The 22,403-nt window shown below is 42.7% G+C and carries 21 protein-coding genes and 1 pseudogene; 14 read left to right on the forward strand and 8 right to left on the reverse strand.

Annotated elements, in window-relative coordinates:
* Positions 1-2,181 (reverse strand): annotated as a pseudogene (locus AC1EU0_RS16745) (YgiQ family radical SAM protein); the annotation flags it as partial.
* 92 nt (positions 2,182-2,273) lie between these two features.
* Positions 2,274-3,179 (reverse strand): LysR family transcriptional regulator, encoded by a 906-nt coding sequence (locus tag AC1EU0_RS16750; protein WP_480303711.1) that lies wholly within the window; start codon positions 3,177-3,179, stop codon positions 2,274-2,276.
* A 120-nt stretch (positions 3,180-3,299) separates the two neighbouring features.
* On the opposite strand from AC1EU0_RS16750, the gene AC1EU0_RS16755 reads away from it, so the two are divergent.
* Entirely contained in the window at positions 3,300-4,019 is a 720-nt protein-coding gene (locus tag AC1EU0_RS16755) for an SDR family oxidoreductase (RefSeq protein WP_480303712.1), read from the forward strand.
* A 206-nt stretch (positions 4,020-4,225) separates the two neighbouring features.
* On the opposite strand, the gene mog is transcribed toward AC1EU0_RS16755, so the two are convergent.
* On the reverse strand, positions 4,226-4,759 hold the full coding sequence (gene mog, locus AC1EU0_RS16760) for a molybdopterin adenylyltransferase (protein WP_480303713.1): 534 nt from the start codon (positions 4,757-4,759) through the stop codon (positions 4,226-4,228).
* 137 nt (positions 4,760-4,896) lie between these two features.
* Between mog and AC1EU0_RS16765 the strand changes: the two genes are divergently transcribed.
* A complete protein-coding gene (locus AC1EU0_RS16765; protein WP_480303714.1) occupies positions 4,897-5,175 on the forward strand; it encodes a DUF1294 domain-containing protein in 279 nt (92 codons plus the stop codon).
* 13 nt (positions 5,176-5,188) lie between these two features.
* Positions 5,189-7,090, forward strand: coding sequence for an alkaline phosphatase D family protein (locus tag AC1EU0_RS16770; RefSeq protein ID WP_480303715.1), 1,902 nt, complete (start codon positions 5,189-5,191; stop codon positions 7,088-7,090).
* A gap of 295 nt (positions 7,091-7,385) precedes the next feature.
* Here AC1EU0_RS16770 and AC1EU0_RS16775 read toward each other — a convergent pair whose 3' ends face one another.
* Entirely contained in the window at positions 7,386-8,381 is a 996-nt protein-coding gene (locus tag AC1EU0_RS16775; protein WP_480303716.1) for a hypothetical protein, read from the reverse strand.
* Positions 8,382-8,525: 144 nt separating this feature from the next.
* Between AC1EU0_RS16775 and AC1EU0_RS16780 the strand changes: the two genes are divergently transcribed.
* The 5 genes from AC1EU0_RS16780 to mutM all read left to right on the forward strand — a co-directional run bounded on the left by AC1EU0_RS16780 (position 8,526) and on the right by mutM (position 13,153).
* The gene (locus AC1EU0_RS16780) at positions 8,526-8,828 is read left to right on the forward strand and encodes a hypothetical protein (protein WP_480303717.1); all 303 of its coding nucleotides are present in this window, start codon (positions 8,526-8,528) and stop codon (positions 8,826-8,828) included.
* 218 nt (positions 8,829-9,046) lie between these two features.
* Positions 9,047-10,702, forward strand: a complete 1,656-nt coding sequence (locus AC1EU0_RS16785; RefSeq protein ID WP_480303718.1) for an AMP-binding protein — start codon at positions 9,047-9,049, stop codon at positions 10,700-10,702.
* 434 nt (positions 10,703-11,136) lie between these two features.
* Positions 11,137-11,700, forward strand: a complete 564-nt coding sequence (gene mobA, locus AC1EU0_RS16790; protein WP_480303719.1) for a molybdenum cofactor guanylyltransferase MobA — start codon at positions 11,137-11,139, stop codon at positions 11,698-11,700.
* Between the two features lie 178 nt (positions 11,701-11,878).
* The gene (locus AC1EU0_RS16795) at positions 11,879-12,328 is read left to right on the forward strand and encodes a hypothetical protein (RefSeq protein ID WP_480303720.1); all 450 of its coding nucleotides are present in this window, start codon (positions 11,879-11,881) and stop codon (positions 12,326-12,328) included.
* Positions 12,329-12,337: 9 nt separating this feature from the next.
* Positions 12,338-13,153 (forward strand): bifunctional DNA-formamidopyrimidine glycosylase/DNA-(apurinic or apyrimidinic site) lyase, encoded by an 816-nt coding sequence (gene mutM, locus AC1EU0_RS16800; protein WP_480303721.1) that lies wholly within the window; start codon positions 12,338-12,340, stop codon positions 13,151-13,153.
* 57 nt (positions 13,154-13,210) lie between these two features.
* Here mutM and coaD read toward each other — a convergent pair whose 3' ends face one another.
* Positions 13,211-13,684 (reverse strand): pantetheine-phosphate adenylyltransferase, encoded by a 474-nt coding sequence (coaD, locus tag AC1EU0_RS16805; RefSeq protein WP_480303722.1) that lies wholly within the window; start codon positions 13,682-13,684, stop codon positions 13,211-13,213.
* Positions 13,684-14,952: a mechanosensitive ion channel family protein gene (locus tag AC1EU0_RS16810; protein ID WP_480303723.1), complete on the reverse strand. Its 1,269-nt coding sequence runs from the start codon at positions 14,950-14,952 to the stop codon at positions 13,684-13,686. The genes coaD and AC1EU0_RS16810 overlap by 1 nt, the downstream gene beginning before the upstream one ends.
* A gap of 86 nt (positions 14,953-15,038) precedes the next feature.
* On the opposite strand from AC1EU0_RS16810, the gene AC1EU0_RS16815 reads away from it, so the two are divergent.
* A complete protein-coding gene (locus tag AC1EU0_RS16815; RefSeq protein WP_480303724.1) occupies positions 15,039-15,440 on the forward strand; it encodes a thioredoxin family protein in 402 nt (133 codons plus the stop codon).
* 3 nt (positions 15,441-15,443) lie between these two features.
* Here AC1EU0_RS16815 and AC1EU0_RS16820 read toward each other — a convergent pair whose 3' ends face one another.
* Together AC1EU0_RS16820 and rhlB are read right to left on the reverse strand one after the other, a co-directional pair.
* Positions 15,444-16,343: a Ppx/GppA phosphatase family protein gene (locus tag AC1EU0_RS16820; protein ID WP_480303725.1), complete on the reverse strand. Its 900-nt coding sequence runs from the start codon at positions 16,341-16,343 to the stop codon at positions 15,444-15,446.
* Complete coding sequence (rhlB, locus tag AC1EU0_RS16825) at positions 16,344-17,654, reverse strand: ATP-dependent RNA helicase RhlB (RefSeq protein WP_480303792.1); 1,311 nt, start codon at positions 17,652-17,654, stop codon at positions 16,344-16,346. It abuts the gene before it with no gap.
* A 382-nt stretch (positions 17,655-18,036) separates the two neighbouring features.
* On the opposite strand from rhlB, the gene trxA reads away from it, so the two are divergent.
* From trxA to fis, 5 genes are all read left to right on the forward strand, one after another.
* Positions 18,037-18,363 (forward strand): thioredoxin TrxA, encoded by a 327-nt coding sequence (gene trxA, locus AC1EU0_RS16830; RefSeq protein WP_480303726.1) that lies wholly within the window; start codon positions 18,037-18,039, stop codon positions 18,361-18,363.
* Between the two features lie 203 nt (positions 18,364-18,566).
* Positions 18,567-19,832 carry a transcription termination factor Rho gene (rho, locus tag AC1EU0_RS16835; protein ID WP_480303727.1) on the forward strand — a complete coding sequence of 422 codons (1,266 nt, stop codon included), beginning with the start codon at positions 18,567-18,569 and terminating at the stop codon, positions 19,830-19,832.
* 81 nt (positions 19,833-19,913) lie between these two features.
* Positions 19,914-20,795, forward strand: coding sequence for a 50S ribosomal protein L11 methyltransferase (prmA, locus tag AC1EU0_RS16840; RefSeq protein ID WP_480303728.1), 882 nt, complete (start codon positions 19,914-19,916; stop codon positions 20,793-20,795).
* Positions 20,796-21,046: 251 nt separating this feature from the next.
* Positions 21,047-22,003: a tRNA dihydrouridine synthase DusB gene (gene dusB, locus AC1EU0_RS16845; RefSeq protein ID WP_480303729.1), complete on the forward strand. Its 957-nt coding sequence runs from the start codon at positions 21,047-21,049 to the stop codon at positions 22,001-22,003.
* Positions 22,004-22,046: 43 nt separating this feature from the next.
* Complete coding sequence (gene fis / locus AC1EU0_RS16850) at positions 22,047-22,352, forward strand: DNA-binding transcriptional regulator Fis (RefSeq protein WP_121839688.1); 306 nt, start codon at positions 22,047-22,049, stop codon at positions 22,350-22,352.
* Positions 22,353-22,403 lie beyond the last annotated feature (51 nt).

Here is a 22,403-nt window from a genome sequence, read left to right on the forward strand (position 1 = left end):
GCTTTTTGCTTTAAAGGGCTTTGACCCAGTTTGCTTGGTTTTCTTACCTTTACTCGACTTCGAATTAAACTGATCTTTGCTAAACCGCGTTAACGCCCGTTGCCCGCCTTTATTGTGATCCGATTGTCTTCTTCGCCCTTGCTGTGATTCGGACGGCACCAGATGAGTGACGCCATTACCAATTAAATCTTCACGCCCCATGTTGATCAATGCTTCGCGGATCAGCGGCCAACCTGCAGGATCGTGGTAGCGCAATAAGGCTTTGTGTAAACGGCGCTGGCGTCCTTTTTTCGGCACCATCACCTGTTCACTATCATGCTTCACATTTCTCAGTGAATTTAGCTCAGTATGATAAATGGTGGTGGCATTCGCCATCGGTGACGGATAAAAGTTTTGTACTTGATCTAACTTAAATTTTTGTGATTTTAGCCATAAAGCCAAGTTCAACATATCTTCATCGCGAGTACCCGGATGCGCTGAAATAAAGTAAGGGATCAAATACTGTTTTTTACCCGCTTCTTGCGAGTATTTATAAAACAGCTCTTTGAATTTATCGTAAGTGCCCATGCCCGGTTTCATCATCTTCGACAACGGGCCTTCTTCGGTATGTTCAGGGGCAATTTTTAGGTAACCGCCCACATGGTGTTGCACTAATTCTTTCACATAACGAGGATCTTCTGTCGCTAAGTCATAGCGAACCCCAGACGCAATCAACACCTTTTTGATACCCGGAACATTACGTGCTGCACGATATAAATCAATGGTGTGTTTATGATCGGTACCTAAGTGACCACAAATGGACGGATACACACACGACAATCGTCGGCAGGTGGTTTCGGCTTTTTCACTGGTACAACCCAAGCGATACATATTCGCCGTTGGTCCACCAAGATCGGAAATCACGCCAGTAAAACCCGGCACCTTGTCTTGAATGTCTTTAATTTCACGAATGATCGAGTCTTGAGAGCGACTTTGAATAATGCGCCCTTCATGCTCGGTGATAGAGCAGAATGAACAGCCGCCAAAACACCCTCTCATGATATTGATGGACGTTTTGATCATGTCATAAGCTGGGATTTTGGCCTTGCCATACACAGGATGCGGTACGCGCTGATACGGTAAATCAAACACCGCATCCATTTCATCAGTATTCAGTGGCCACGCTGGCGGATTAACCCATACTCCACGCTCACCATGCACTTGAAACAAGGCACGAGCACAGCCCGGGTTTTGCTCTTGATGCAAAATACGAGAAGCATGCGCATAGCGATATTTATCTTCAGACACGCTTTCAAAAGACGGCAGTAACACATAGGTTTTTTCCCACGGCTTAGGCCGTGGTGGCTGCACACTAATGGCTTTAGGTTTAGATGGATCAAACACCTTGGCATCAGACGGACCCGATAAATTTTGACAACCAACATCATCAGCGCCATACGGATTCGGGATAGGCTCAATTTTATGCAGCTGATCGATTTTGCGTGAATCCATGCCTTTCCATTCTGGTAAAGGCTGATTACGCATTACTGCTGTACCACGAATGTTTTGCATATCGGCTATGGTTTCGCCTTTGGCAAAACGATGTGCGACTTCAGCTAAGGGGCGTTCAGCATTTCCGTATATGAGAATGTCAGCCTTTGAGTCCATCAACACGCTGCGGCGCACTTTATCTTGCCAGTAATCATAGTGAGCAATCCGGCGCAAACTGGCTTCGATACCACCAATCACCACTGGGACACCTTTAAACGCTTCTTTACAGCGTTGGGTATATACGGTTACCGCACGATCAGGACGTTTTCCGCCTTCATCATTGGGAGTATAGGCATCATCAGTACGGATTTTTCTGTCGGCGGTGTAGCGATTGATCATCGAATCCATGTTGCCAGCCGTTACCCCAAAAAACAGGTTGGGTTTACCCAGCTTCATAAAATCGTTTTTGTTTGACCAATCCGGTTGAGAGATGATCCCCACTCTAAAGCCTTGCGCTTCGAGCATACGCCCGATCACCGCCATACCAAAGCTTGGGTGATCGACATAGGCATCGCCCGTCACAATAATGATGTCGCAGCTATCCCAGCCTAACTTATCCATTTCCTTTTTAGACATAGGCAAAAACGGCGCTGTACCATAGCATTCCGCCCAGTATTTTGGATAAGTAAATAATGTGGATTCGACTTGCATAACACCCCTAACGACAGAAAAGCCACAAACAAAAAAAGCCGCTTATTTTAGCAGCTTTTTAAAAGGTGTCCTAAAGATAGTTTGAAGTTCGATTAGCTTAGCGACTTTCTCTCAAACTCATTCACTACAAAATCAATAAAAGTGCGTAACCGTTGAGGTTGATAGTGACTTTTATGATAGATCAAATGCAATGGTACCGATGCAATATGCCAACCATCAAAGACAGGCACGAGTTCGCCATTTTCTAGTGCTTGCTGACAATACAAGGTAGGTAAACGCACAATACCTTGATGTTGAATTGCCGCTTGAAGTAAAGCGCGACCACTTTTACATCGAAGACGCCCTTCTACATTCACTTCTGCCGAAGATTGAGTAAGATCTGCCGATTCAAATCGCCACTGAGAGATTGAACCCGACAAGCAGGTGTGTTGTTGCAGCTCTTGAGGATGAAGAGGTTTCCCATGTTGTTTAAGATATTCAGGGCTGGCAAAGATATTGACTTCAATGTCACCAATTTTACGCCCTACAAATCCAGCATCATTAAGCTCGCCCATTCGAAATGCAACATCAAATTGGTCTTTTATTAAATCAATGCGATGACTGCTGAAATCTAACTCCACATCAATATCTTTAAACTTATTGAGAAAGCGAGTGACTAAATCCGCCACCAATTCTTCACCAATCAAGCCGCCGACACTATTCACATAGATACTGCCTCTTAGATCATTTGTACCATCCACAGCTTGCTGAACCGCTTGCTCCATAGTACTAAACGCTTGTTTGCAACTAGCATAAAATTGCTGACCTATAGCTGTTAAACGCTGACGACGTGTCGTTCGTTCAATTAACGCCACGCCCATTTGTGCCTCAAGTGAAGCAAGCTGGCGAGAAACATGAGAGCGTGACACCTGCATGCGTTCTGCAGCTTGAGTGAAGCTCCCCTCTTCTGCAATCAGTAGAAACGCTTTTATGTCTAGTACATTAATGTTTTCAAGCATCAATCACCCACTTGTTTGTTGCCATATAGCAACAGTCTTTTGATCTAAACGCTGTATATCAACAATGATTATCACTCTATCATGTGCTCAATACAAAAAATAACCAATTGAGGAAACAAGATGAAAAAACTTGCTGTGATCACAGGTGCGAGCTCAGGTATCGGCGAAGCCATCGCCAAACGTTTTAGCGAAGCCGGTCACCCTTTGTTATTAATTGCACGCCGTATTGAGCGTTTAGAAGCATTAAATCTGCCAAATACCATTTGTGCCAAAGTCGATGTGACAGATGCAGAGTCATTTAAAAAAGCAATCACCGAGGCCGAAGCCGTTTATGGTCCAACCGATTGCATCGTCAACAATGCTGGTATCATGCTGCTTGGACAAGTTGATGTTCAAGATCCTGCTGAATTTAAAGCCATGTACGATGTAAACGTCCTAGCTTTATTAACAGGTATGCAAGCCGTATTAGCGCCAATGAAAGCGCGAGGAGAAGGCACCATCATCAACATCAGCTCTACGGCTGGACGAAAAGGCTACGATGATCATGCCGCCTATTGTGGCACCAAATTCGCGGTGCATGCGATTTCTGAAAATGTGCGTAAAGAAGTGGCAAGCTCTAATGTGCGAGTGATCACCATTGCTCCAGGCGCCGTTGAAACTGAGCTACTGAACCACACCACATCAAAAGAAATTGTTGACGGTTATCAAGAGTGGAAACAAAGCATTGGTGGTGCCATTGCCTCTGACGATGTAGCTCGCGCTGTAACTTACGCTTACCAGCAGCCGCAAAATGTCTGTATTCGTGAAATTGTGATTGCAGCGACTCGTCAAGAGCCTTAAAAAGCGCTAAGACTTTACACTGCATACAATCAATGTATTTCGTCATACCGACTAAGGTACTGCTAGATTTCAGCTCATTGAATTTTGCTAAGAGAGGGTAAGCAATAAGCTGAATGTCCTAGACATGAATGCCGAGGCCAAGCGCCCATGGATGGGCTTGCAGCGTTTCAGTGTTTGCTTATTCTCTCTTTCTTACAAAGTGGAGATTACTTAGCCTTAGGTCGGAATGGCTTGATCACTTGCTCATCACATTCTAAAAATGGGCCTTCCATCAAGTCGATACAATAAGGAATAGCTGGGAATACCGCATCCAAACATTCACGAATGGACTTAGGCTTACCCGGTAAGTTCACAATAAGTGAGCTACCACGTAACCCTGCGGTTTGTCTTGATAGAATGGCTGTCGGCACAAATTTTAACGATTCAGCTCGCATTAGCTCACCAAATCCCGGCATCATACGATCGCACACGGCTTCTGTCGCTTCTGGTGTCACATCACGTTTAGCAGGCCCTGTTCCTCCTGTGGTTACCACTAAACAACAACCGTGTTCATCCACCATTTTTTTCAGTGTGGCTTCGATTTGATCTTGCTCATCTGGGATCACTTGATATACAGGCTGCCAGCTTGAAGTCAGATATTCTTTTAACGTATTAATAATGGCGTGGCCTGAGATATCTTCATATTCGCCTCGGCTGGCGCGATCACTTACAGTCACAATCCCAATTTTTGCAGCAGTCATGGTTTAATCCTAGTTATACATTAATGGCTCAAGCCTACCATAATATTGTCGACGATCCTTTGATGTTGATTACTCTCCTCGCACTTTGTATTCAGCAGACATATTGCGGTTTTTTTTGATTTCCGTATGCTAATTACATGAATATTTATATATTGTTTGGCTGTTGGTACGCCGTGATTAACATGCTTACTTTAGCGTTATACGGTTATGACAAGCACGCGGCCATTCATGGTAAATGGAGAATAGCAGAAAAATATTTGCATCTAGTGAGTGTCTTGGGTGGATGGCTAACTGCTCGATTTTGCCAACATGGATTTCGGCATAAATTCAATAAATTCAGTTTCATGTGGCGCTATTGGATGACAGTGCTACTGCACTTTGCCCTATTGTTTGGCTTGTATTACTGGAACACTTAATAAGACCATTATAATGATTGAACAAACTGAGCTACCGTTGGTGATCGCTGGCCCGATCTTACGAAAATGTGATTCTGATAACTTCACTTTATGGCTAGTTACTCGTGAGCCACTGATTAATCCTCAATTACAGTTAATCGTTAACGAGCAGGTTCAGTTATTTTCAGAGCCAGAGTTACAGCTCAACCATATTCCACTGGGCACTCATGCTCACCAATATTTGCTGCAGATACATCAGCCCAATATTTTACTCGCTGACACTCAGGTTCAATATCAGTTATTGGAAAAGCAAGGAGAGTCTGTTTTTGCTTCAATAGATAAGCTTGTATACCCAGAACATTCTTCCCCACATTTTGTACATAAGCCCAACATTAAGCAATTACTGCATGGTTCTTGCCGAAATCCTCATCACCCTAGTGGCGATGGATTGGTAAGGGCTGAACAACAATTAGCGGATTCTCTCAATACTGACAATCAACCATCATTGCTCATGCTCAGTGGCGATCAAGTTTACATCGACGATATTGCAGGCCCAATGTTATGGGCGATTGCTCAGGTGGTGGAAAAATTAGGATTAATAGAAGAAACCTTTCCGCAAGCGCCAATCGCTTCGAGCCGTGAGCTAAATTATGATGCCAATAATTTATATCAACGCCATAGCCAACTGCTGCCAGAGACTGAATATTTGACCGAACTTCACTTGTTTAAGTGGCGAAGTAAGCACGAAATTTTTACTTCACGCTTATCTCACAATCACTTAGTGAGCCTTGGTGAAATGATTGCTTATTACTTACTGATCTGGTCACCTGAATTATGGAAGTGTATCGAGGTACCGCAACAACTAGAGGGCTTATCACCAAAGCATCAAGCGCAATGGCAGAAAGAGTGGCAAGCACTACAAGCCTTTCAACAAGGATTAACGTCTGTTAGGCGTCTGCTTGCTCATATTCCAACTTATATGATTTTTGATGATCATGATGTCACCGATGATTGGAATCTCAGTGCTCGATGGGAGCAAGCGGCTTATGAACATCCCTTTTCCAAGCAAATTCTTGGCAATGCACTGGTCGCTTATGCGCTATTTCAAGGGTTAGGTAACGCTCCAGAAAAGCTGGCATCGATACAAAAGCAATTGAGTTCATTTTTTACTGAACCAACACCAGAAACACACCAAAGTGCCATCCAAACGGTATTACGCTTCGAAGGTTGGCACTATGAATTGGCAACGTCCCCAAAAGTGATCGTGCTCGACACTCGTACTCGTCGCTGGCGCAGCGAAAACAGTTTGGCGAAACCGTCAGGTTTGATGGATTGGGAAGCCTTAATGGAATTTCAAGAGTCTCTTATTGATCAAGAAAAAGTCATTATTGTTTCAGCGGCACCTATTTTTGGCGTCAAGCTGATTGAGGCCATTCAGCGTATGGCGACATTTTGTGGGTTATCTTTGTTGGTGGATGCCGAAAACTGGATGGCACATCGAGGTGCTGCCATGTGTTTACTCAATATGTTTGCCCACCGTCGAACGCCCAAAGAATTTGTGATTTTATCTGGCGATGTTCATTATTCATTTGCTTATGATGTTAAACATCGGTGTGACCATTTTGATGCACACATATACCAGATCTGCTCCAGTGGCATTAAAAATCAATTCCCAGAAAAGTTACTACCCGTGTTTGATAAACTCAACGGTTGGCTTTACGGGCATTATTCACCACTAAACTGGTTCACTAAACGTAAACGAATGTCGCTTCGAGGTCGACGCCCGAATGGCCACCGCAGCCGACGCTTAGTCAATAATAGTGGTATTGGGTTAGTCACTCTAAATGAAAATGGCGCACCCAATAAAATTGCGGTATTGCATAGTGATGACTCAATCACTGAGTTTAAGCCACCACGGGATACATACTGGGATTAGAGGCCGTTCCCAATTAGAGATTTTTTGATTTGTTACAGCCTAAAATTTGCAAAATCAAGGTACGAAGAATGAAGTTTAGTGGGCTAAACGCAGTAACGACAGCTTTGTATGTCGGTCAATGAAAGATGAGTAACGAAGAATTTGCAAATTTTAGGTGTAACCCGAAGGGCTGCGTTTCTTTTTTGTTTAAACTGCGTTGTCAAATGCTCGTGTAGAGTACTACACGTCACATTTTCCGCCTTGTTTAACCTAAAAATTAACAGCAGCAAATCAAAAATCTAATTGGGAGCGGCCTCTAGACTTTACCTCGCTTAATAATACGTTTCGCTTTTTTTCTCAATTTACTGTCATCGCTGGCAGCGCGAGCTTGTTTTGCAAGCTGAATAGCCGCCTTTTTATCGCCTGATAATAAGGTAAGCTGAGCTTCACGAAGTTTAGGCCATTGCTCATAATATTCGGTCACATACTTAGGAGCGCTTTGAAATAATTGCACCGCTTCAATGGCTTTAGGTAAGGCTAATTTCGATTCAATGCTATTCTTTGCAAGTTCATAATGCAGGATATACCACACCGCTTGTGTTTCTTCATCTTCGGGCTTTTTGATGCCTATCGATTCCATTAATAAAGCATGATTGTCTTTAAAGCGTTCTTGCTTAAAGTAATAGCGTGAACCCAACAATCTCAGTGTTAAATCTTGAGGATATTGTGTAAGTAAAGCTTGCAGTTTAGCTTGAGCCTTCTCATCTTCATCCATGCCTTTGTAGCTCTCAAAAATGGCTCTACCACCTTCAAGAAGGTGTGTTTTTTCAAGCTCTAAAGCCAGAGCTAATGCTTTTTCATTATCTCCACCAACAAAGCTTGGCGCACTGTTATAAAAACCAATCAATGATTCTTTGGTATCAAGTAAATGTGGAGCAAGCTCATGAGCTTTTTGATAGCTTTCTAAACAGTCAGAAGCATAACTTGCGGCGGTAAAAATGCTGGCATCCATGGCTTGATTGGCATAGACATTACCTTTTAACAACCACTCTTTTGCCCGTGCTTCTTTATTATCTTTTGGCAGTTTTTGCAGACGAGCATCAATCCAATCAATAGCAGTGTCAAACTCCTTGCTCCGATTAAAGGCAATGACTTTATAATTTGCGACGTCATAAGGTGCGTCGTCCTTAATGTCGTTTATCAACATTTCAATCTTTTTTTCCGCTAAGAGCTTTTTCGCTTGCGGCTCTGTTTCCACTGCATGAAGTTGAAAGCTGAGGAGTGCTAACACAATGAGTAAACTTTTGAACATTCTAAATCCCTTTAAATGAAACATAATGATAACAATAGAGTTAAACTAAACGATTAAGTTCAGCTCGTCATTAAAAAGCTAGAAAATACAATCAGTTTTGATAGGCTAAACTTACTATCAGTTTTACTTTTTTGAGTGAGCACAATGAGACGTCAAAATTACATTGATTATTGTTTTGCACAATTATTAGAATTATTCGAGCAGGCTAAATTTAATCGTACTGATCCAGAGCTCAAAGCCCGCATTGAAGGCTTATTTCAAGCAGGTAAAGTGCTCAATATCTATACCGACAAAGAAGCCTTAGAACTGATGGAGCAAGCTCACCATCATGTGTTTGGGGAAAGCATGGCCGAACGTAGCGAAAAGAAAACAGCGCTAAAACAAGCCATTGACCGTGGCGATGATGACTTTATTGATATTCCGGCCTACGAGCGTCGTAATCAATAACTCAAGCAATGGCCGGTTCTTCTTAAACGAAACTGGGCATCCCACACTTTAAACAAACATCATTTGATCAGCTTAGACAAGCTGAAAAGCTGTTACTTCAGCCACCAAGAATACTTCCTTTGAAACACATTCAAGATTTGTCATTAATCGCTTGATTTGCACCCATTTTAAAAAATCGCCATACTGGAATAAACGGGTTTCAACAAATGAGTGACACAATGACAAATATAAAAACACCAATTGAAATGCTCGATTTTTGGGCGGACTCCCAAGGCGATAAGGTATATTTAAAACAACCCATAAATGGTGAATATCAAGAATATTCTTGGCAACAAGTTCGCCAAATGGCACAGCAAGTTGCAGGCGGTTTGCGCCATTTAGGGTTTGTCCCGGGTGATAAAATTGCCGTTTTATCAAAAAATTGCGCCGAGTGGTTCATTACCGATTTTGCCTTAATGCTCGGCGGCTATATCAGTGTTCCCATTTACCCGACCGCCAATGCCGATACTATCAGTTATGTGCTTGAGCACAGTGATGCAAAAGCGGTATTTGTTGGTAAATTAGATTACTGGCAAGACCAAGAGCCTGCTATTGCTGGAGATATTATTCGGATTGCATTTCCGTATGACACCATGCCTGCTCAATACCAATGGCAAAATTTTCTTAATATTGGCGAGCCATTAACTAATCAGCCTTACCCTCAAATTGATGAGTTAATGACCATCATTTATACCTCAGGCTCAACAGGTAACCCTAAAGGGGCTATGCAAACCTTTGCCAGCTATGGCTGGACTTGTGGTTGTGCGGCAAACCACATTCAAATTACAGAAAAAGACAGGCTGATTTCATATTTACCACTGGCCCACATCACTGAACGTGTCGCCATTCTTGGTACTTCCGTTTACAACGGTGCTCAAGTTGGCTTTGTTGAAAGTCTTGATAGCTTTATTGATGATGTCAATCGTTGCCAACCTACGTTCTTTTTATCCGTGCCACGATTATGGAGTTTGTTCCAGAAAAATATCATCGAAAAAGCCGGGGGCGCTAAAAAGCTGAACACGCTATTGCGTATTCCAATTCTCAATAGCTTGATCAAAAGAAAAATCCGCAAAGGCTTAGGACTCAATCAGTGCCGTTTATTTGGCTCCGGTTCTGCGCCGTTGCCTAAAGCCATTATTCAATGGTTTACAGGCATTGGTATTGAAATTTGTGAAGCATGGGGAATGACTGAAAACTGCGCTTATTCGATCATTAATTATCCATTCAATCCTAATAAAATCGGCACCATTGGCGTGCCTGTCAATGGCTGTGACATTCGCATAGGTGACCAAAATGAACTTCTGGTTCGCAGCCCGGGATTAATGACCGGCTATTATAAGGATGAAACAACGTCCACTCAGGTATTCGAGGCCGATGGTTTCTTCCATACAGGGGATGTCGCTGAGGTAGATGCTGATGGCTACATTAAAATTACCGGACGCATCAAAGATAATTTTAAAACCGCTAAAGGCAAATATGTTGCTCCAGTGCCAATCGAGCGTAAATTAGCGCAAGACACTCATATTGAACTCTTATGTGTCATTGGAGCAGGTTTACCTCACCCTGTAGCCTTAGTGCAATTAGCGGAAGGCGCATCACTCATGCCGCGTAATGACATTCGCCATGCTCTTAAAACGACTTTGGATCAACTTAATCCAACACTGGAATCTCACGCCACCTTAGATGCTATCGTGATTGTGAGTGAACCATGGACGACTGAAAATGACGTATTGACCCCAACTCTGAAAATTAAACGACACATATTAGAGCAGCGTTTTACCAGTAGTGTTGATGGCGTACGCGGTGGTGTTGTGAAATGGGAAGATGAGTTGTAATAAAAAACTGCGAAAAAATGAGCAACAAAGCTTGCAAAAGAAAATGAGAATGATTATCATTAATTTGCGTTCCAAAACTCATTCTTAAAAACTTAAATAGTTTGATTGTAAGTTGGTTAGTTTCTCTGGATGGGTATGCAAGCACAACATTGCTCACACACTCTTAGGCCGAACTTTTAGTTCGGCCATTTTTTTGCTTCAAAATTGAGTTCTTCAAAAAATAAATTACAAAAAACTTGCGCACTCAAATGATAATGATTATTGTTTATATGCGTTCCAAATACTCTTTCTTGAACTACATATGCGTTTTATTGTTGGTGATTGTTCTGGGACGAGTATGCAAGCAATACATTGCTCACACTCTTATACCGGACTCTCAGTCCGGCCTTTTTTTTGATAAGCTAGTACCATTATTCACTTCATAAAATAACACTATGTCAGATCGCTCTGTTGAAGCTGTGATACTCGCCGGAGGGCAAGGTCGACGTATGCAGTACCAAGATAAAGGCTTAGTCACGTTTCAACATCAACCTTTGGTACAGCACGTCATTGATGCGATTCACCCACAAGTCAATCGCCTTATGATCATGGCTAATCGCAATATCGCATCATATCAAGCGTTTGGTTATCCCGTTTTTAGTGATGAATTGTCAGGATTTCAAGGGCCGTTGTCCGGATTATCGAGTGCATTACACCATTGCCAATCAGAATGGCTTCTAATGATCCCCTGCGATACACCTCATCTCCCGAGTGATCTATTGGAAAAAATGCAGCTTGCGTTAGCTCAAGACAATACTGATATTGTCGTGGCCTGTGACAGTCATAAAGAACATGCGGTGATCATGTTACTCAAACGTCAGTTAAAGACTGATCTGGATGATTATCTTGCCTCCGGAGAGCGTCGAGTCATGGCATGGTATCGCCGTCATCAATACCAAACCGTTGAATTCGATGCCAAACACTTTATCAACTGCAACCACATTGATGAGCTGTCGTGATACACTCATCAAAGCGTTATACTCGTGATACTTGAAGATGCAACTTTCAGGGCTTACTTAGCGTTGCATTATTCGAGGCGTGAAAGTGCAGAACTAGCGGGCTAATTTAAGCTTTAACAACAACGAAGAATCAACGCTAAAAAGCCCACAAAGTGCGAGTTTATAGAATGAGAACATAATGGCGTTAACCCGAAAACAATGGAATAACATTATTATTTTTGCCAGTGCTGCGATGATTGGCACCCTTACTGTTTTGCACAACAAAACAGTAAAAGTACCAGATGATGCTATCCCACTGTTTGATCAACAAGCGGCCATAAAACAAATCAGTGTTGATGGTTACACTTTAACCAGAAACAAAAATATCTGGCAATGCCAACCTGAACTTGAGCAATGTCAACTATGGCAACAAGCTTGGCATCAACTTAAGGTAAGCCCAATCGCTGCGCCTAAGCTCACTAATGATCGCTTTCAATCACTACAGCTCACCATAGAGCAATCACCGCAACCTATGACTTGGCGTTATTATCCTGATGATGGTTTTTTGCAATCAGCCTCAGGTAACTGGTATCAAATTCCACCTAGTTTGCAGCACAATTTATTGCCATCCTTATTGAATCAAAAATAGAGCTTCCCTATGCCTGAATTACCTGAAGTTGAAGTTACCCGCCAAGGGATCAGCCCTCATATAATCAAACAGGACGTTGCTAGCCTTATTATTCGTAACCACAACTTACGCTGGCCGATCCCCGCTGTAGCTCACAATATTGTAGGCCAAACCATCAACAGTATTCATCGTCGAGCTAAGTATTTGTTACTGGAAACCAATGCAGGGATCACCATCATTCATTTGGGAATGTCTGGCAGTTTACGGGTACTGGATGAAGATACCCCTGTAGAAAAACATGATCATGTAGATTTGGTGTTAGGCAATCATAAAGTGCTGAGGTTTAACGACCCTCGCCGCTTTGGCGCTTGGCTGTGGTATGAACTGCCCATAGAAACTCACCCATTATTGAATAAATTAGGCCCAGAACCATTAAGTGATGATTTTAATATTAAGCAATTTTCACAAGCGTTATCTGGTAAGAAAAAGGCAATTAAATTATGCCTAATGGACAATCATATCGTAGTGGGAGTCGGCAATATTTACGCAAATGAGGCGCTGTTTCAAGCGGGCATTCACCCGAAAACACCAGCTAATCAAGTAGACGAAAATAAGTTACCTACACTGGTAAAATCAGTAAAAACCATTTTGGCTAATGCCATTAAACAAGGTGGCACCACCTTAAAAGATTTTACCAATGCCGATGGAAAACCCGGATATTTTGCCCAAAAGCTACATGTATACGGTCGAGGTGGACAGCCTTGTCATGAGTGTGGCACTTTGCTTTGCGAGATAAAGCTAGGGCAACGCACCACTGTATTTTGTGAGCAATGCCAGCCTTTGTAGAATATTCAAGATCAGGTGATTTTATTATCAAGGCAATCACCTGTTTTCACATAAAACCTAAAGTTTTGCCGCGACCGCTTTTACCACCTCGACATGAGTAAACGCGCTAATATCACCACCATGACGAGCTACATCTTTAACTAAGGTAGAAGAAATAAAGGCGTTTTCTGATTTTGGCATCAAAAGTACGCTTTCTAAGTCTGGGCTCAGGGCACGATTCATATTAACCAAAGACAATTCATACTCAAAATCTACCGTCGTTCTTACGCCTCTTAGTAACACATTAGCCCCATGTTCTTTTGCAAAGTCCACCAATAAGCCACTAAAACCTACGGTTTCAACATTGCCAAACTGAGCGGTCACTTGTGTAACCAAAGCGACGCGCTCTTCAAGATCAAACATGGGCTGTTTAGACGAACTGTTCGCCACACCGATGATCACTTTATCGAATAATTGGCTGCCACGTTCAATCAGATCTAAGTGACCGTTGGTAATGGGGTCAAAAGTTCCTGGGTAAATAGCAATGTTCACTATGATTCCTTGATAACTAAATGGGTCTGACGCACATCTTCACCTGATGGTGATTGGAATGCTTTCAAATCGAATTCAGGCAGAATAGCAAAAATATGATCAAAAATATCGGATTGAATATCTTCATATGTGCCCCAATTAGTGTCATTGGTAAATACATAAATTTCAATCGGTAAACCTTGAGCACCTGGATCTAATTGGCGAACCAATAGTGTCATTCCCTTATGAATTTTCTCATGGTTTTCAAGATAGGCTTTAAGGTACGCTCTGAATGTGCCGACATTAGTCAAACGACGACCATTCACGCGTTTTTCAAGATCTAGTACCTGAGCATTGATCTGTGCCAACTCAGATTCGATTCTTGGAATGTACTCTTTTAAATGATTAATCCGCAACAGTTCGTTCTTATCATCTTCACTTAAAAATCGTACGCTAGATAGGTCAATATACACAGCTCGTTTGATACGACGGCCACCAGACTCTGACATTCCTTGCCAGTTCTTAAAGGCATCAGAAACTAACGCGTAGGCAGGGATCATCGAAAAAGTTTTATCCCAATTTTGAACTTTAACCGTAGTAAGCGACACTTCGATCACTTCACCGTCAGCCCCGTACTTATCCATTTGGATCCAATCACCCACACTGACCATTCGATTCGCTGCCAGCTGCACGCCTGCCACAAATCCAAGAATGGTATCCTTAAACACAATCGCTAATAAACCAGTGGCTACACCTAAACCGCTCAGGAAGAATAACGGTGATTCATCGATGATGGCCGCTATCGCTAACACAGCCCCCACGAGGAATAAAAACAATTTGGTTAATTGTACGAAGCTTTTAGAAGGAATACGGCGACTCACTGACGAACGTTCAAATAGTGTTTCCCCTACATCCAGTGTGGCATAAATCGCTCGAATGATAAGCACAACGGCTAAAGCACTCAATATGCGTTGTGTACCTGAGGCAATCTTTTGATGTTCGGATAAAATGTAGGTCATTTGCTCCGACAGCACTAAAATAGGCAGCACTATTGCCACTTTATCAAACACTTTATGCTCAACTAACAAGTCGTCCCACTGTACTTTTGTACGATGGATAAGTGCATGAATAAAGCGCAGAACCACGCTTTTGACCACTAAATAGACTAACCATACCAATAAAATGGCAATGGTTAACATCGTTATCGCTGTGATCACCTGAGCTAACGCTTCACTAAATCCATGGTGGAGCAACCAAGCATTGACATCGATGGGAAAATCTTTTTCCATTACGCATCCCTCTAATTGGATAACACCTTATCGATTATTGACTATTCATGGTCTTAATCATCAATCAGGTTTACGGAGAAAATATTATGTTATTAGGTCAACTTACTTTGCCTGATTTATTGGAGCACCTTAAAGGCTATCCTGACTACGATGCTGATTATCAGGTTGACGTTGACAGTCTAACCTCAGTTTTACATTTCAACAAAGAAATTACTATATCAGTGATCATAGGCACTTGGTGCCCAGACTGTCACCGAGAGGTACCACGATTGGCTAAAGTCATTGATGCCATCAAAGGAAAGAATATGACTGTGGAATATATTGGCGTCGATAAACAGAAAACGGATCCAGAGAACATCAGCGCCCAATACCAATTTGAGCGTATTCCTACCATTATCCTTCATCATGATCAGCAAGAGCTGGGGCGCATTATAGAAAAGCCACAACAATCGTTAGAAAAAGATTTGGTCGCGATTCTAACTCAATAACCATTAAATCATTGAGTACAACACACCCTCACGAAGCGCACCACCTGATAGGTGAACAGCATTGAGGTCAAGTAATTTAAACAGCGCTAGCAAAATTGCCACTCCGGCAACTAAAGTTGGCGCTCTTTCTTGCGACAGACCTTCAATATTACTGAGCTTATGGCATGACTCATTGAGAATTTCAGCTTTGATCTGCTCAAGAAATTCGGCAGTGATCTTTTGATGCTGAGATCTGTGCTTTAATAACTCTATCAAGGTTTGTACTGTCCCTGAAGCGCCTACAGCTTTGTGGCAATCGTAATTTTTTAATCGCACTAAACAGTCCGCCAACTGTATGTTGACTTGCTTTTCAACGGCTTCAAAATCACTATTGCGATAAGGGAAGTGAGAAAAGTATGGATGATGTAAGCTAACACAGCCTACCGGTTTGCTTACTTTAAATAGAATATTGTGAGTATCCCCGACCACAAATTCGGTACTGGCCCCACCAATATCAATCACCAATCGGCGGTCGTCGCCTTGTGTGGTATGCCACATGCCTTGATAGATATATTCAGCTTCTTCATCACCAGAAATGACATCTATTTGGGTAGGCAACACTTTGAAAGCTTGGTCAATAAACGCTTGCTGATTAGTCACTTGCCTCAAGGTTGCTGTGGCGATAATTTTAATATCTTGGTCGCCAAGTTGGTGTTGCTGTATTTGCTCTGCAAAATATTCAAGGCAAGCAATTCCTCGTTCAAAGGCATCTTGCTCCAGATGGCCATCACCATTAATTCCATCAGCCAAACGCACTTTTTGTTTGTATTTAGCTACAACTACGGGATGACCCGATTTCACCTCAGCCACCAACATATTAAAACTGTTGGAGCCTAAGGTGATGGCGCAGATCTGTCGACTCATTTAACTGCTTCTACGATGTCTTGGATTACGACTTGGGCGAGCGTTGCGATTTTGACTTCCTGAATTTCTCTGTCCTGAACGTTCTCTTGGTGAACGTGGCGCATGACGACGATGAATCGGCGAAGGCTTAGGAATATCATCTAACAAGGCTTCTCTGTCGTAACCCGTCACAGGAATAGAATGGCCAATATAGGTTTCAATCGCAGGCAAGTTCAGTGCATATTCTTCACAAGCAAAACTGGCTGATACGCCTTTTTTACCTGCACGGCCAGTACGACCAATACGATGCACATAGTCTTCACAGTCATCCGGTAAATCATAGTTATAGACATGAGATACGTCTGAGATATGTAAACCACGAGCAGCGACATCAGTAGCGACTAAAATATCTAACTGACCGTTAGTGAACTGATCAAGAATGCGCAAACGCTTCTTCTGCGGTACATCACCCGTTAATAAACCAACACGATGACCGTCGCCCTCAAGCCACGACCAAAGTTTTTCACATACATGCTTGGTATTGGCGAACACGATGGCTTTATCTGGCCAATCTTCTTCAATAAGAGACAACAATAATGGAATTTTGTCTTCAGCTGATGGGTAAAACAGCTCTTCTTTGATGTTCTTTGAGGTTTTTTCTTCTGGCGCGATTTCCACTTTCACAGGATCGTTCATATGGTCGTAAGCCAGCTCTTGTACTTTCATCGAAAGCGTCGCTGAAAACAGCATGTTCAGTCTATCTTTGGCATCTGGCATACGGCGGAACAAAAAGCGGATGTCTTTAATAAATCCTAAATCGAACATGCGATCCGCTTCATCCAATACCACGGCTTGAATAGCACTTAAGCTCACAACGCCTTGACGAACATAATCAATGATGCGTCCTGTGGTACCAACAAGAATATCGACACCTTTATCAAGCACCTTCATTTGGGTTTCGTAGCTCTCACCACCGTACACAATGCCCACTTTTAATTTAGTGTGCTTAGATAACAACTTGGCATCATTAGCAATTTGAATAGCCAATTCACGAGTCGGAGCCATGATAATGGCTCTTGGTTGATTAAGCTGACGTGTAGTTGAAGATGGCGTCGCTAATAAGTGGTTAAACGTCGCCACCAAAAACGCCATGGTTTTACCTGTTCCCGTTTGTGCTTGCCCAGCAATATCTTTGCTTTCTAGCAATACAGGCAATGATAACGCTTGAATAGGAGTACAGTATTCGAATCCTGTTTCATTTAATGCCGACAGCACGTTTGGCTGCAGAGGTAAATCGGCAAATCTCTGATTTGATAAATGTGTTTCGCTCATAGCGTCGGCATACCAGTTTTGGGTTGCAACAAAATATTTGATGATTTGTAATATCACCATCAATTGACAGGTCATATATAGATAACTATCGATGTATAGATAACTATCGATGCCCTTTGTAACAATGATACCTTGTTAACATGATAAAAAGCATTTGGAAATATCCCTATCTTAACAAAAAGTAGGCACTTTCTCAGCTTCTGCTAAAACAAGACTTTTTACTTTGAAAATAAGTGGGCTAATATCCTTATCATTTGTCATTACTCAAGCATCGAGTATGATTAATATATAGACGACTCAGTCTTGAATCTTTCAAACTGAATCCCAATATACAGGTTAAGCCATTAACAAACCAGAAATGGCAACCTAACTGGAGAAAATCATGAGCGAAAAAATTGTATACCTAAGCGATGACGCCTTTGAAGCGGACGTATTAAATTCTGACAAACCTGTTCTAGTAGATTTTTGGGCAGAGTGGTGTGGTCCTTGTAAAATGATCGCTCCAATCCTAGATGACATCGCTGAGGAATACGACGGTCAAGTGACAGTAGCTAAATTAAACGTAGACCAAAACAACATTTCTCCAGCGAAATATGGTGTTCGTGGTATTCCTACATTACTACTGTTTAAAAACGGTGAAGTAGCGGCGACTAAAGTAGGCGCAATCTCAAAAACTCAACTTAAAGAGTTTATTGACGCTCAGCTTTAATCCCTAATACTGGTCAAACTTAGTGCCCTGTCTAAATAATTTACACTAAGTTTGACTAAATTTCTGGACGTCTGATTAAGTTAGTGCTAATTTATTAAACATAAAATATTCTAAATATCCACCTTCTATACTTAAATCATAATCCTTAACCACAACGCCTGATAACCATTCAGCCGTTTGTTGCGTAACACAAGATCCCCAACATGAATTTATCAGAACTTAAAGAAATGCCCATATCGAAGCTGGTTGAACTGGCTGAGAGCATGAACCTTGAGAACATGGCGCGAGCGCGCAAGCAAGACATCATTTTCTCTATCTTAAAAGCCCATGCCAAAAGCGGTGAAGACATTTTCGGTGGCGGCGTTCTAGAAATTTTACAAGATGGCTTTGGCTTCCTGCGTAGTGCGGGTGGTTCTTACCTTGCAGGTCCCGATGATATTTATGTATCACCGAGCCAGATCCGCCGTTTTAACATGCGTACGGGTGATACACTTTCAGGTAAAATTCGTCCTCCAAAAGAAGGCGAACGCTACTTTGCACTGTTGAAAGTCAACGAAGTTAACTTCGACAGACCTGAAAATTCTCGCAACAAAATCTTGTTTGAAAACCTAACTCCGCTGCATGCTGAAGAACGTATCCGCATGGAACGTGGTAACGGTTCAACCGAAGACATTACCGCTCGTATTTTGGACTTATGTTCACCTATCGGTAAAGGTCAACGTGGTTTGATTGTGGCACCGCCGAAAGCGGGTAAAACACTACTTCTTCAAAACATCGCTCAGTCAATCACCTACAACAACCCAGAAGTGGTGTTGATGGTTCTTCTGATTGACGAACGTCCTGAAGAAGTCACCGAGATGAAGCGCCTAGTTAAAGGCGAAGTGATTGCATCGACCTTCGATGAACCTGCAAGCCGCCACGTTCAAGTCGCGGAAATGGTCATTGAAAAAGCCAAGCGTTTGGTTGAACACAAAAAAGACGTGGTCATTCTGCTTGACTCTATTACTCGTCTAGCTCGTGCATACAACACCGTCATTCCATCATCAGGTAAAGTACTGACTGGTGGTGTGGACGCTCACGCTCTGCACCGTCCTAAGCGTTTCTTTGGTGCCGCACGTAACATCGAACAAGGTGGCAGCTTAACCATTATCGCTACCGCGCTGGTTGATACTGGTTCTAAGATGGACGAAGTGATTTACGAAGAGTTTAAAGGTACCGGTAACCAAGAACTGCACCTTTCTCGTAAAGCCGCTGAAAAACGTGTATTCCCAGCGATTGATTTCAACCGCTCAGGTACTCGTCGTGAAGAAAAACTTACCACGGCAGAAGAACTGCAAAAAATGTGGATCTTACGTAAGATCCTCCATCCAATGGATGAAGTCACCGCAATGGAATTCCTCATCGACAAATTGGCGATGAGCAAGACCAACGATGAATTCTTCACCGCTATGAAACGCGCGAAGTCTTAATCGACCATTATCGGTCAAAAAAGCCAGTCATGATCTGACTGGCTTTTTGTTTTCTATCTATTTTATTTACGGAATATCATTATGGCTTGGATACAATTACGCTTTCATTCCGACAAAGAACACGCTGAAACACTCGGTGATTGGTTAATGGAGCAAGGCTCACTATCCATCACGTTAGAAGACGGTCAAGATCAACCCATTTTCGAACCTAAGCTTGGCGAAACGCCACTGTGGAACGACACCATAGTGATTGCCTTATTTGAAGCCGATTGGGATCTCAATCCTATCGTAGCTGAAATGCAAGCAATGCCTGAGTTTAACGGCAAGCTCAATTACAAAATCGAACAAATCGAAGATAAAGACTGGGTGCGCGAATGGATGGATAACTTCCACCCTATCCAATTTGGCAAGCGCCTTTGGATCTGCCCTAGCTGGCGCGACATTCCGGATCCAGAAGCCATCAACGTTATTCTCGATCCAGGTTTGGCCTTTGGTACAGGTACTCACCCAACCACGGCACTGTGTTTGGAATGGTTAGACGGTTTAGACATAGCGCAATCAGACGTTATCGACTTTGGTTGTGGCTCTGGCATTTTAGCCGTTGCAGCGCTTAAGCTTGGTGCAAAAGCGGTAACAGGTATCGATATCGACTATCAAGCCATCGAAGCTTCGAAAGCCAACGCTGAACGTAACGATTGCGCTGAGCAGTTATCTCTTTATTTACCTGAACAAACACCAGCCGATCTAAAAGCCGATGTGTTAGTGGCCAATATTCTTGCGGGCCCTTTGCGTGAGTTAGCGCCACAAATCGCCAATCATGTAAAAGCTGGCGGTAAGTTAGCCCTATCAGGTTTACTCAAAGAGCAAGCCATCGAACTTGCTGAGCATTACAGCCAATGGTTTGAGATGGATGAACCTGCCCATAAAGACGATTGGAGCCGCTTAACAGGGGTTCGCAAATAATTTATGGTTTTTGGGCATAAGTGAAATTCAGTCTATTCTCTTATGCCAACGCCTTCCTCTCACAATAAATATGCAGTTTAGGGTGTATTTTCACTTAAAATGTAAAAATCATGTTTCAGCAACTGTGTTACAGGTATCACATCAATACAATGTCAAGTAAAAAACTTGCATCTAGGTTATTTATTGACCTTTTCAAGCCGCGCAAAAAGGGCTAATATAGCGCCCCTTTGACGCACAAGGTGATAGTACGCATGAGAATTGGACCCTATCAACTGAAAAATCAGCTGATCGTGGCACCAATGGCTGGCGTCACCGATCAAGCCTTTCGCAACCTGTGTTTACGTCATGGTGCGGCACTTGCCGTATCAGAAATGCTGTCTTCAAATCCCAAAGTTTGGGGTTCTGAAAAAAGCAAAAATCGCATGGCGCACTCAGGGGAAGAAGGCATTCGATCTGTGCAGATTGCAGGAGCCGATCCAGAGTTAATGGCACAAGCCGCTCAGTTCAATGTAGAACAAGGCGCTCACATCATTGACATCAATATGGGTTGTCCTGCAAAAAAAGTGAATAAGAAGCTCGCTGGCTCAGCATTAATGCAAGATCCAGCTTTGGTAGAAAAAATCGTATCAGCGGTCGTTGATGCGGTTGACGTACCTGTGACGCTGAAGATTCGCACTGGATGGGACCCTGATCATAAAAACGGGGTTCACATCGCGCAAATAGCTGAAGCCTGTGGTATTGCATCCCTCGCGGTTCATGGTCGAACCCGACAATGCATGTACAAAGGCGAAGCGGAGTACGACACCATTGCTCACATAAAACAATCGGTATCCATTCCGGTAGTGGCAAATGGTGACATTACAACGCCTGAAAAGGCACGCTTTGTACTGGAAAAGACCGGTGCTGATGCCATTATGATTGGTCGAGGCGCACAAGGACGACCGTGGATATTTAGAGAAATAGAGCATTACTTGCAAACTGGGGAACATTTAGATCCCGTCAGTGACACTGAAAAGCGTCAAGTCATGCTTGAACATCTCACCAAGCTCTATGAGTTATATGGCGAGTATAAAGGCATACGCTTTGCTCGTAAGCACATAGGTTGGTATTTCGACCAAGATTCACAGCGGGAATTTCGAGCTCAATTTAACAAGCTTGAAGACGCTGAGCAGCAGTATTCCATGGTGGAATGCTATTTTAAAGATTAAGGGTTCATCCCTAGTATTGATTTAGATTAAGAGCAGAATACGAATGTTTGATCAGACAACTAACACAGAAGTTCACCCACTAACCGTAGGCAAAATCGAAACAGCGAGCGGCGCTATCAAGCCACAATTATTGCGCGATGCTGTAAAGCGCGCTGTATCTAACTTCTTTCAACAGTTAGACGGTCAGGATGCAGAAGAAGTATATGAAATGGTGTTATGTGAAGTAGAAGCGCCACTACTAGACATCATCATGCAACACACTCGCGGTAACCAAACTCGCGCAGCAAACATGCTAGGTATCAACCGTGGTACTCTTCGTAAGAAGCTTAAAAAGTACGGCATGAACTAAGAATTATTCAGTAACATACTGATGTTAAAAAGGCTTAACTGTAACAGGTTA

Source organism: Parashewanella sp. 2210YD4-3 (assembly GCF_056591735.1).

What these genes read in the sequence shown, in the direction of transcription:
- AC1EU0_RS16775 (WP_480303716.1), bottom strand. Translation starts at nt 8,381, where the DNA reads ATGTTCAAAAGTTTACTCATTGTGTTAGCACTCCTCAGCTTTCAACTT.
- AC1EU0_RS16815 (WP_480303724.1), top strand. Translation starts at nt 15,039, where the DNA reads ATGTTATTAGGTCAACTTACTTTGCCTGATTTATTGGAGCACCTTAAA.
- fis (WP_121839688.1), top strand. Translation starts at nt 22,047, where the DNA reads ATGTTTGATCAGACAACTAACACAGAAGTTCACCCACTAACCGTAGGC.
- AC1EU0_RS16780 (WP_480303717.1), top strand. Translation starts at nt 8,526, where the DNA reads ATGAGACGTCAAAATTACATTGATTATTGTTTTGCACAATTATTAGAA.
- AC1EU0_RS16810 (WP_480303723.1), bottom strand. Translation starts at nt 14,952, where the DNA reads ATGGAAAAAGATTTTCCCATCGATGTCAATGCTTGGTTGCTCCACCAT.
- mobA (WP_480303719.1), top strand. Translation starts at nt 11,137, where the DNA reads ATGTCAGATCGCTCTGTTGAAGCTGTGATACTCGCCGGAGGGCAAGGT.
- mutM (WP_480303721.1), top strand. Translation starts at nt 12,338, where the DNA reads ATGCCTGAATTACCTGAAGTTGAAGTTACCCGCCAAGGGATCAGCCCT.
- rho (WP_480303727.1), top strand. Translation starts at nt 18,567, where the DNA reads ATGAATTTATCAGAACTTAAAGAAATGCCCATATCGAAGCTGGTTGAA.
- trxA (WP_480303726.1), top strand. Translation starts at nt 18,037, where the DNA reads ATGAGCGAAAAAATTGTATACCTAAGCGATGACGCCTTTGAAGCGGAC.
- AC1EU0_RS16820 (WP_480303725.1), bottom strand. Translation starts at nt 16,343, where the DNA reads ATGAGTCGACAGATCTGCGCCATCACCTTAGGCTCCAACAGTTTTAAT.
- AC1EU0_RS16785 (WP_480303718.1), top strand. Translation starts at nt 9,047, where the DNA reads ATGACAAATATAAAAACACCAATTGAAATGCTCGATTTTTGGGCGGAC.
- AC1EU0_RS16755 (WP_480303712.1), top strand. Translation starts at nt 3,300, where the DNA reads ATGAAAAAACTTGCTGTGATCACAGGTGCGAGCTCAGGTATCGGCGAA.
- prmA (WP_480303728.1), top strand. Translation starts at nt 19,914, where the DNA reads ATGGCTTGGATACAATTACGCTTTCATTCCGACAAAGAACACGCTGAA.
- rhlB (WP_480303792.1), bottom strand. Translation starts at nt 17,654, where the DNA reads ATGAGCGAAACACATTTATCAAATCAGAGATTTGCCGATTTACCTCTG.
- dusB (WP_480303729.1), top strand. Translation starts at nt 21,047, where the DNA reads ATGAGAATTGGACCCTATCAACTGAAAAATCAGCTGATCGTGGCACCA.
- mog (WP_480303713.1), bottom strand. Translation starts at nt 4,759, where the DNA reads ATGACTGCTGCAAAAATTGGGATTGTGACTGTAAGTGATCGCGCCAGC.
- AC1EU0_RS16765 (WP_480303714.1), top strand. Translation starts at nt 4,897, where the DNA reads ATGAATATTTATATATTGTTTGGCTGTTGGTACGCCGTGATTAACATG.
- AC1EU0_RS16770 (WP_480303715.1), top strand. Translation starts at nt 5,189, where the DNA reads ATGATTGAACAAACTGAGCTACCGTTGGTGATCGCTGGCCCGATCTTA.
- AC1EU0_RS16795 (WP_480303720.1), top strand. Translation starts at nt 11,879, where the DNA reads ATGGCGTTAACCCGAAAACAATGGAATAACATTATTATTTTTGCCAGT.
- AC1EU0_RS16750 (WP_480303711.1), bottom strand. Translation starts at nt 3,179, where the DNA reads ATGCTTGAAAACATTAATGTACTAGACATAAAAGCGTTTCTACTGATT.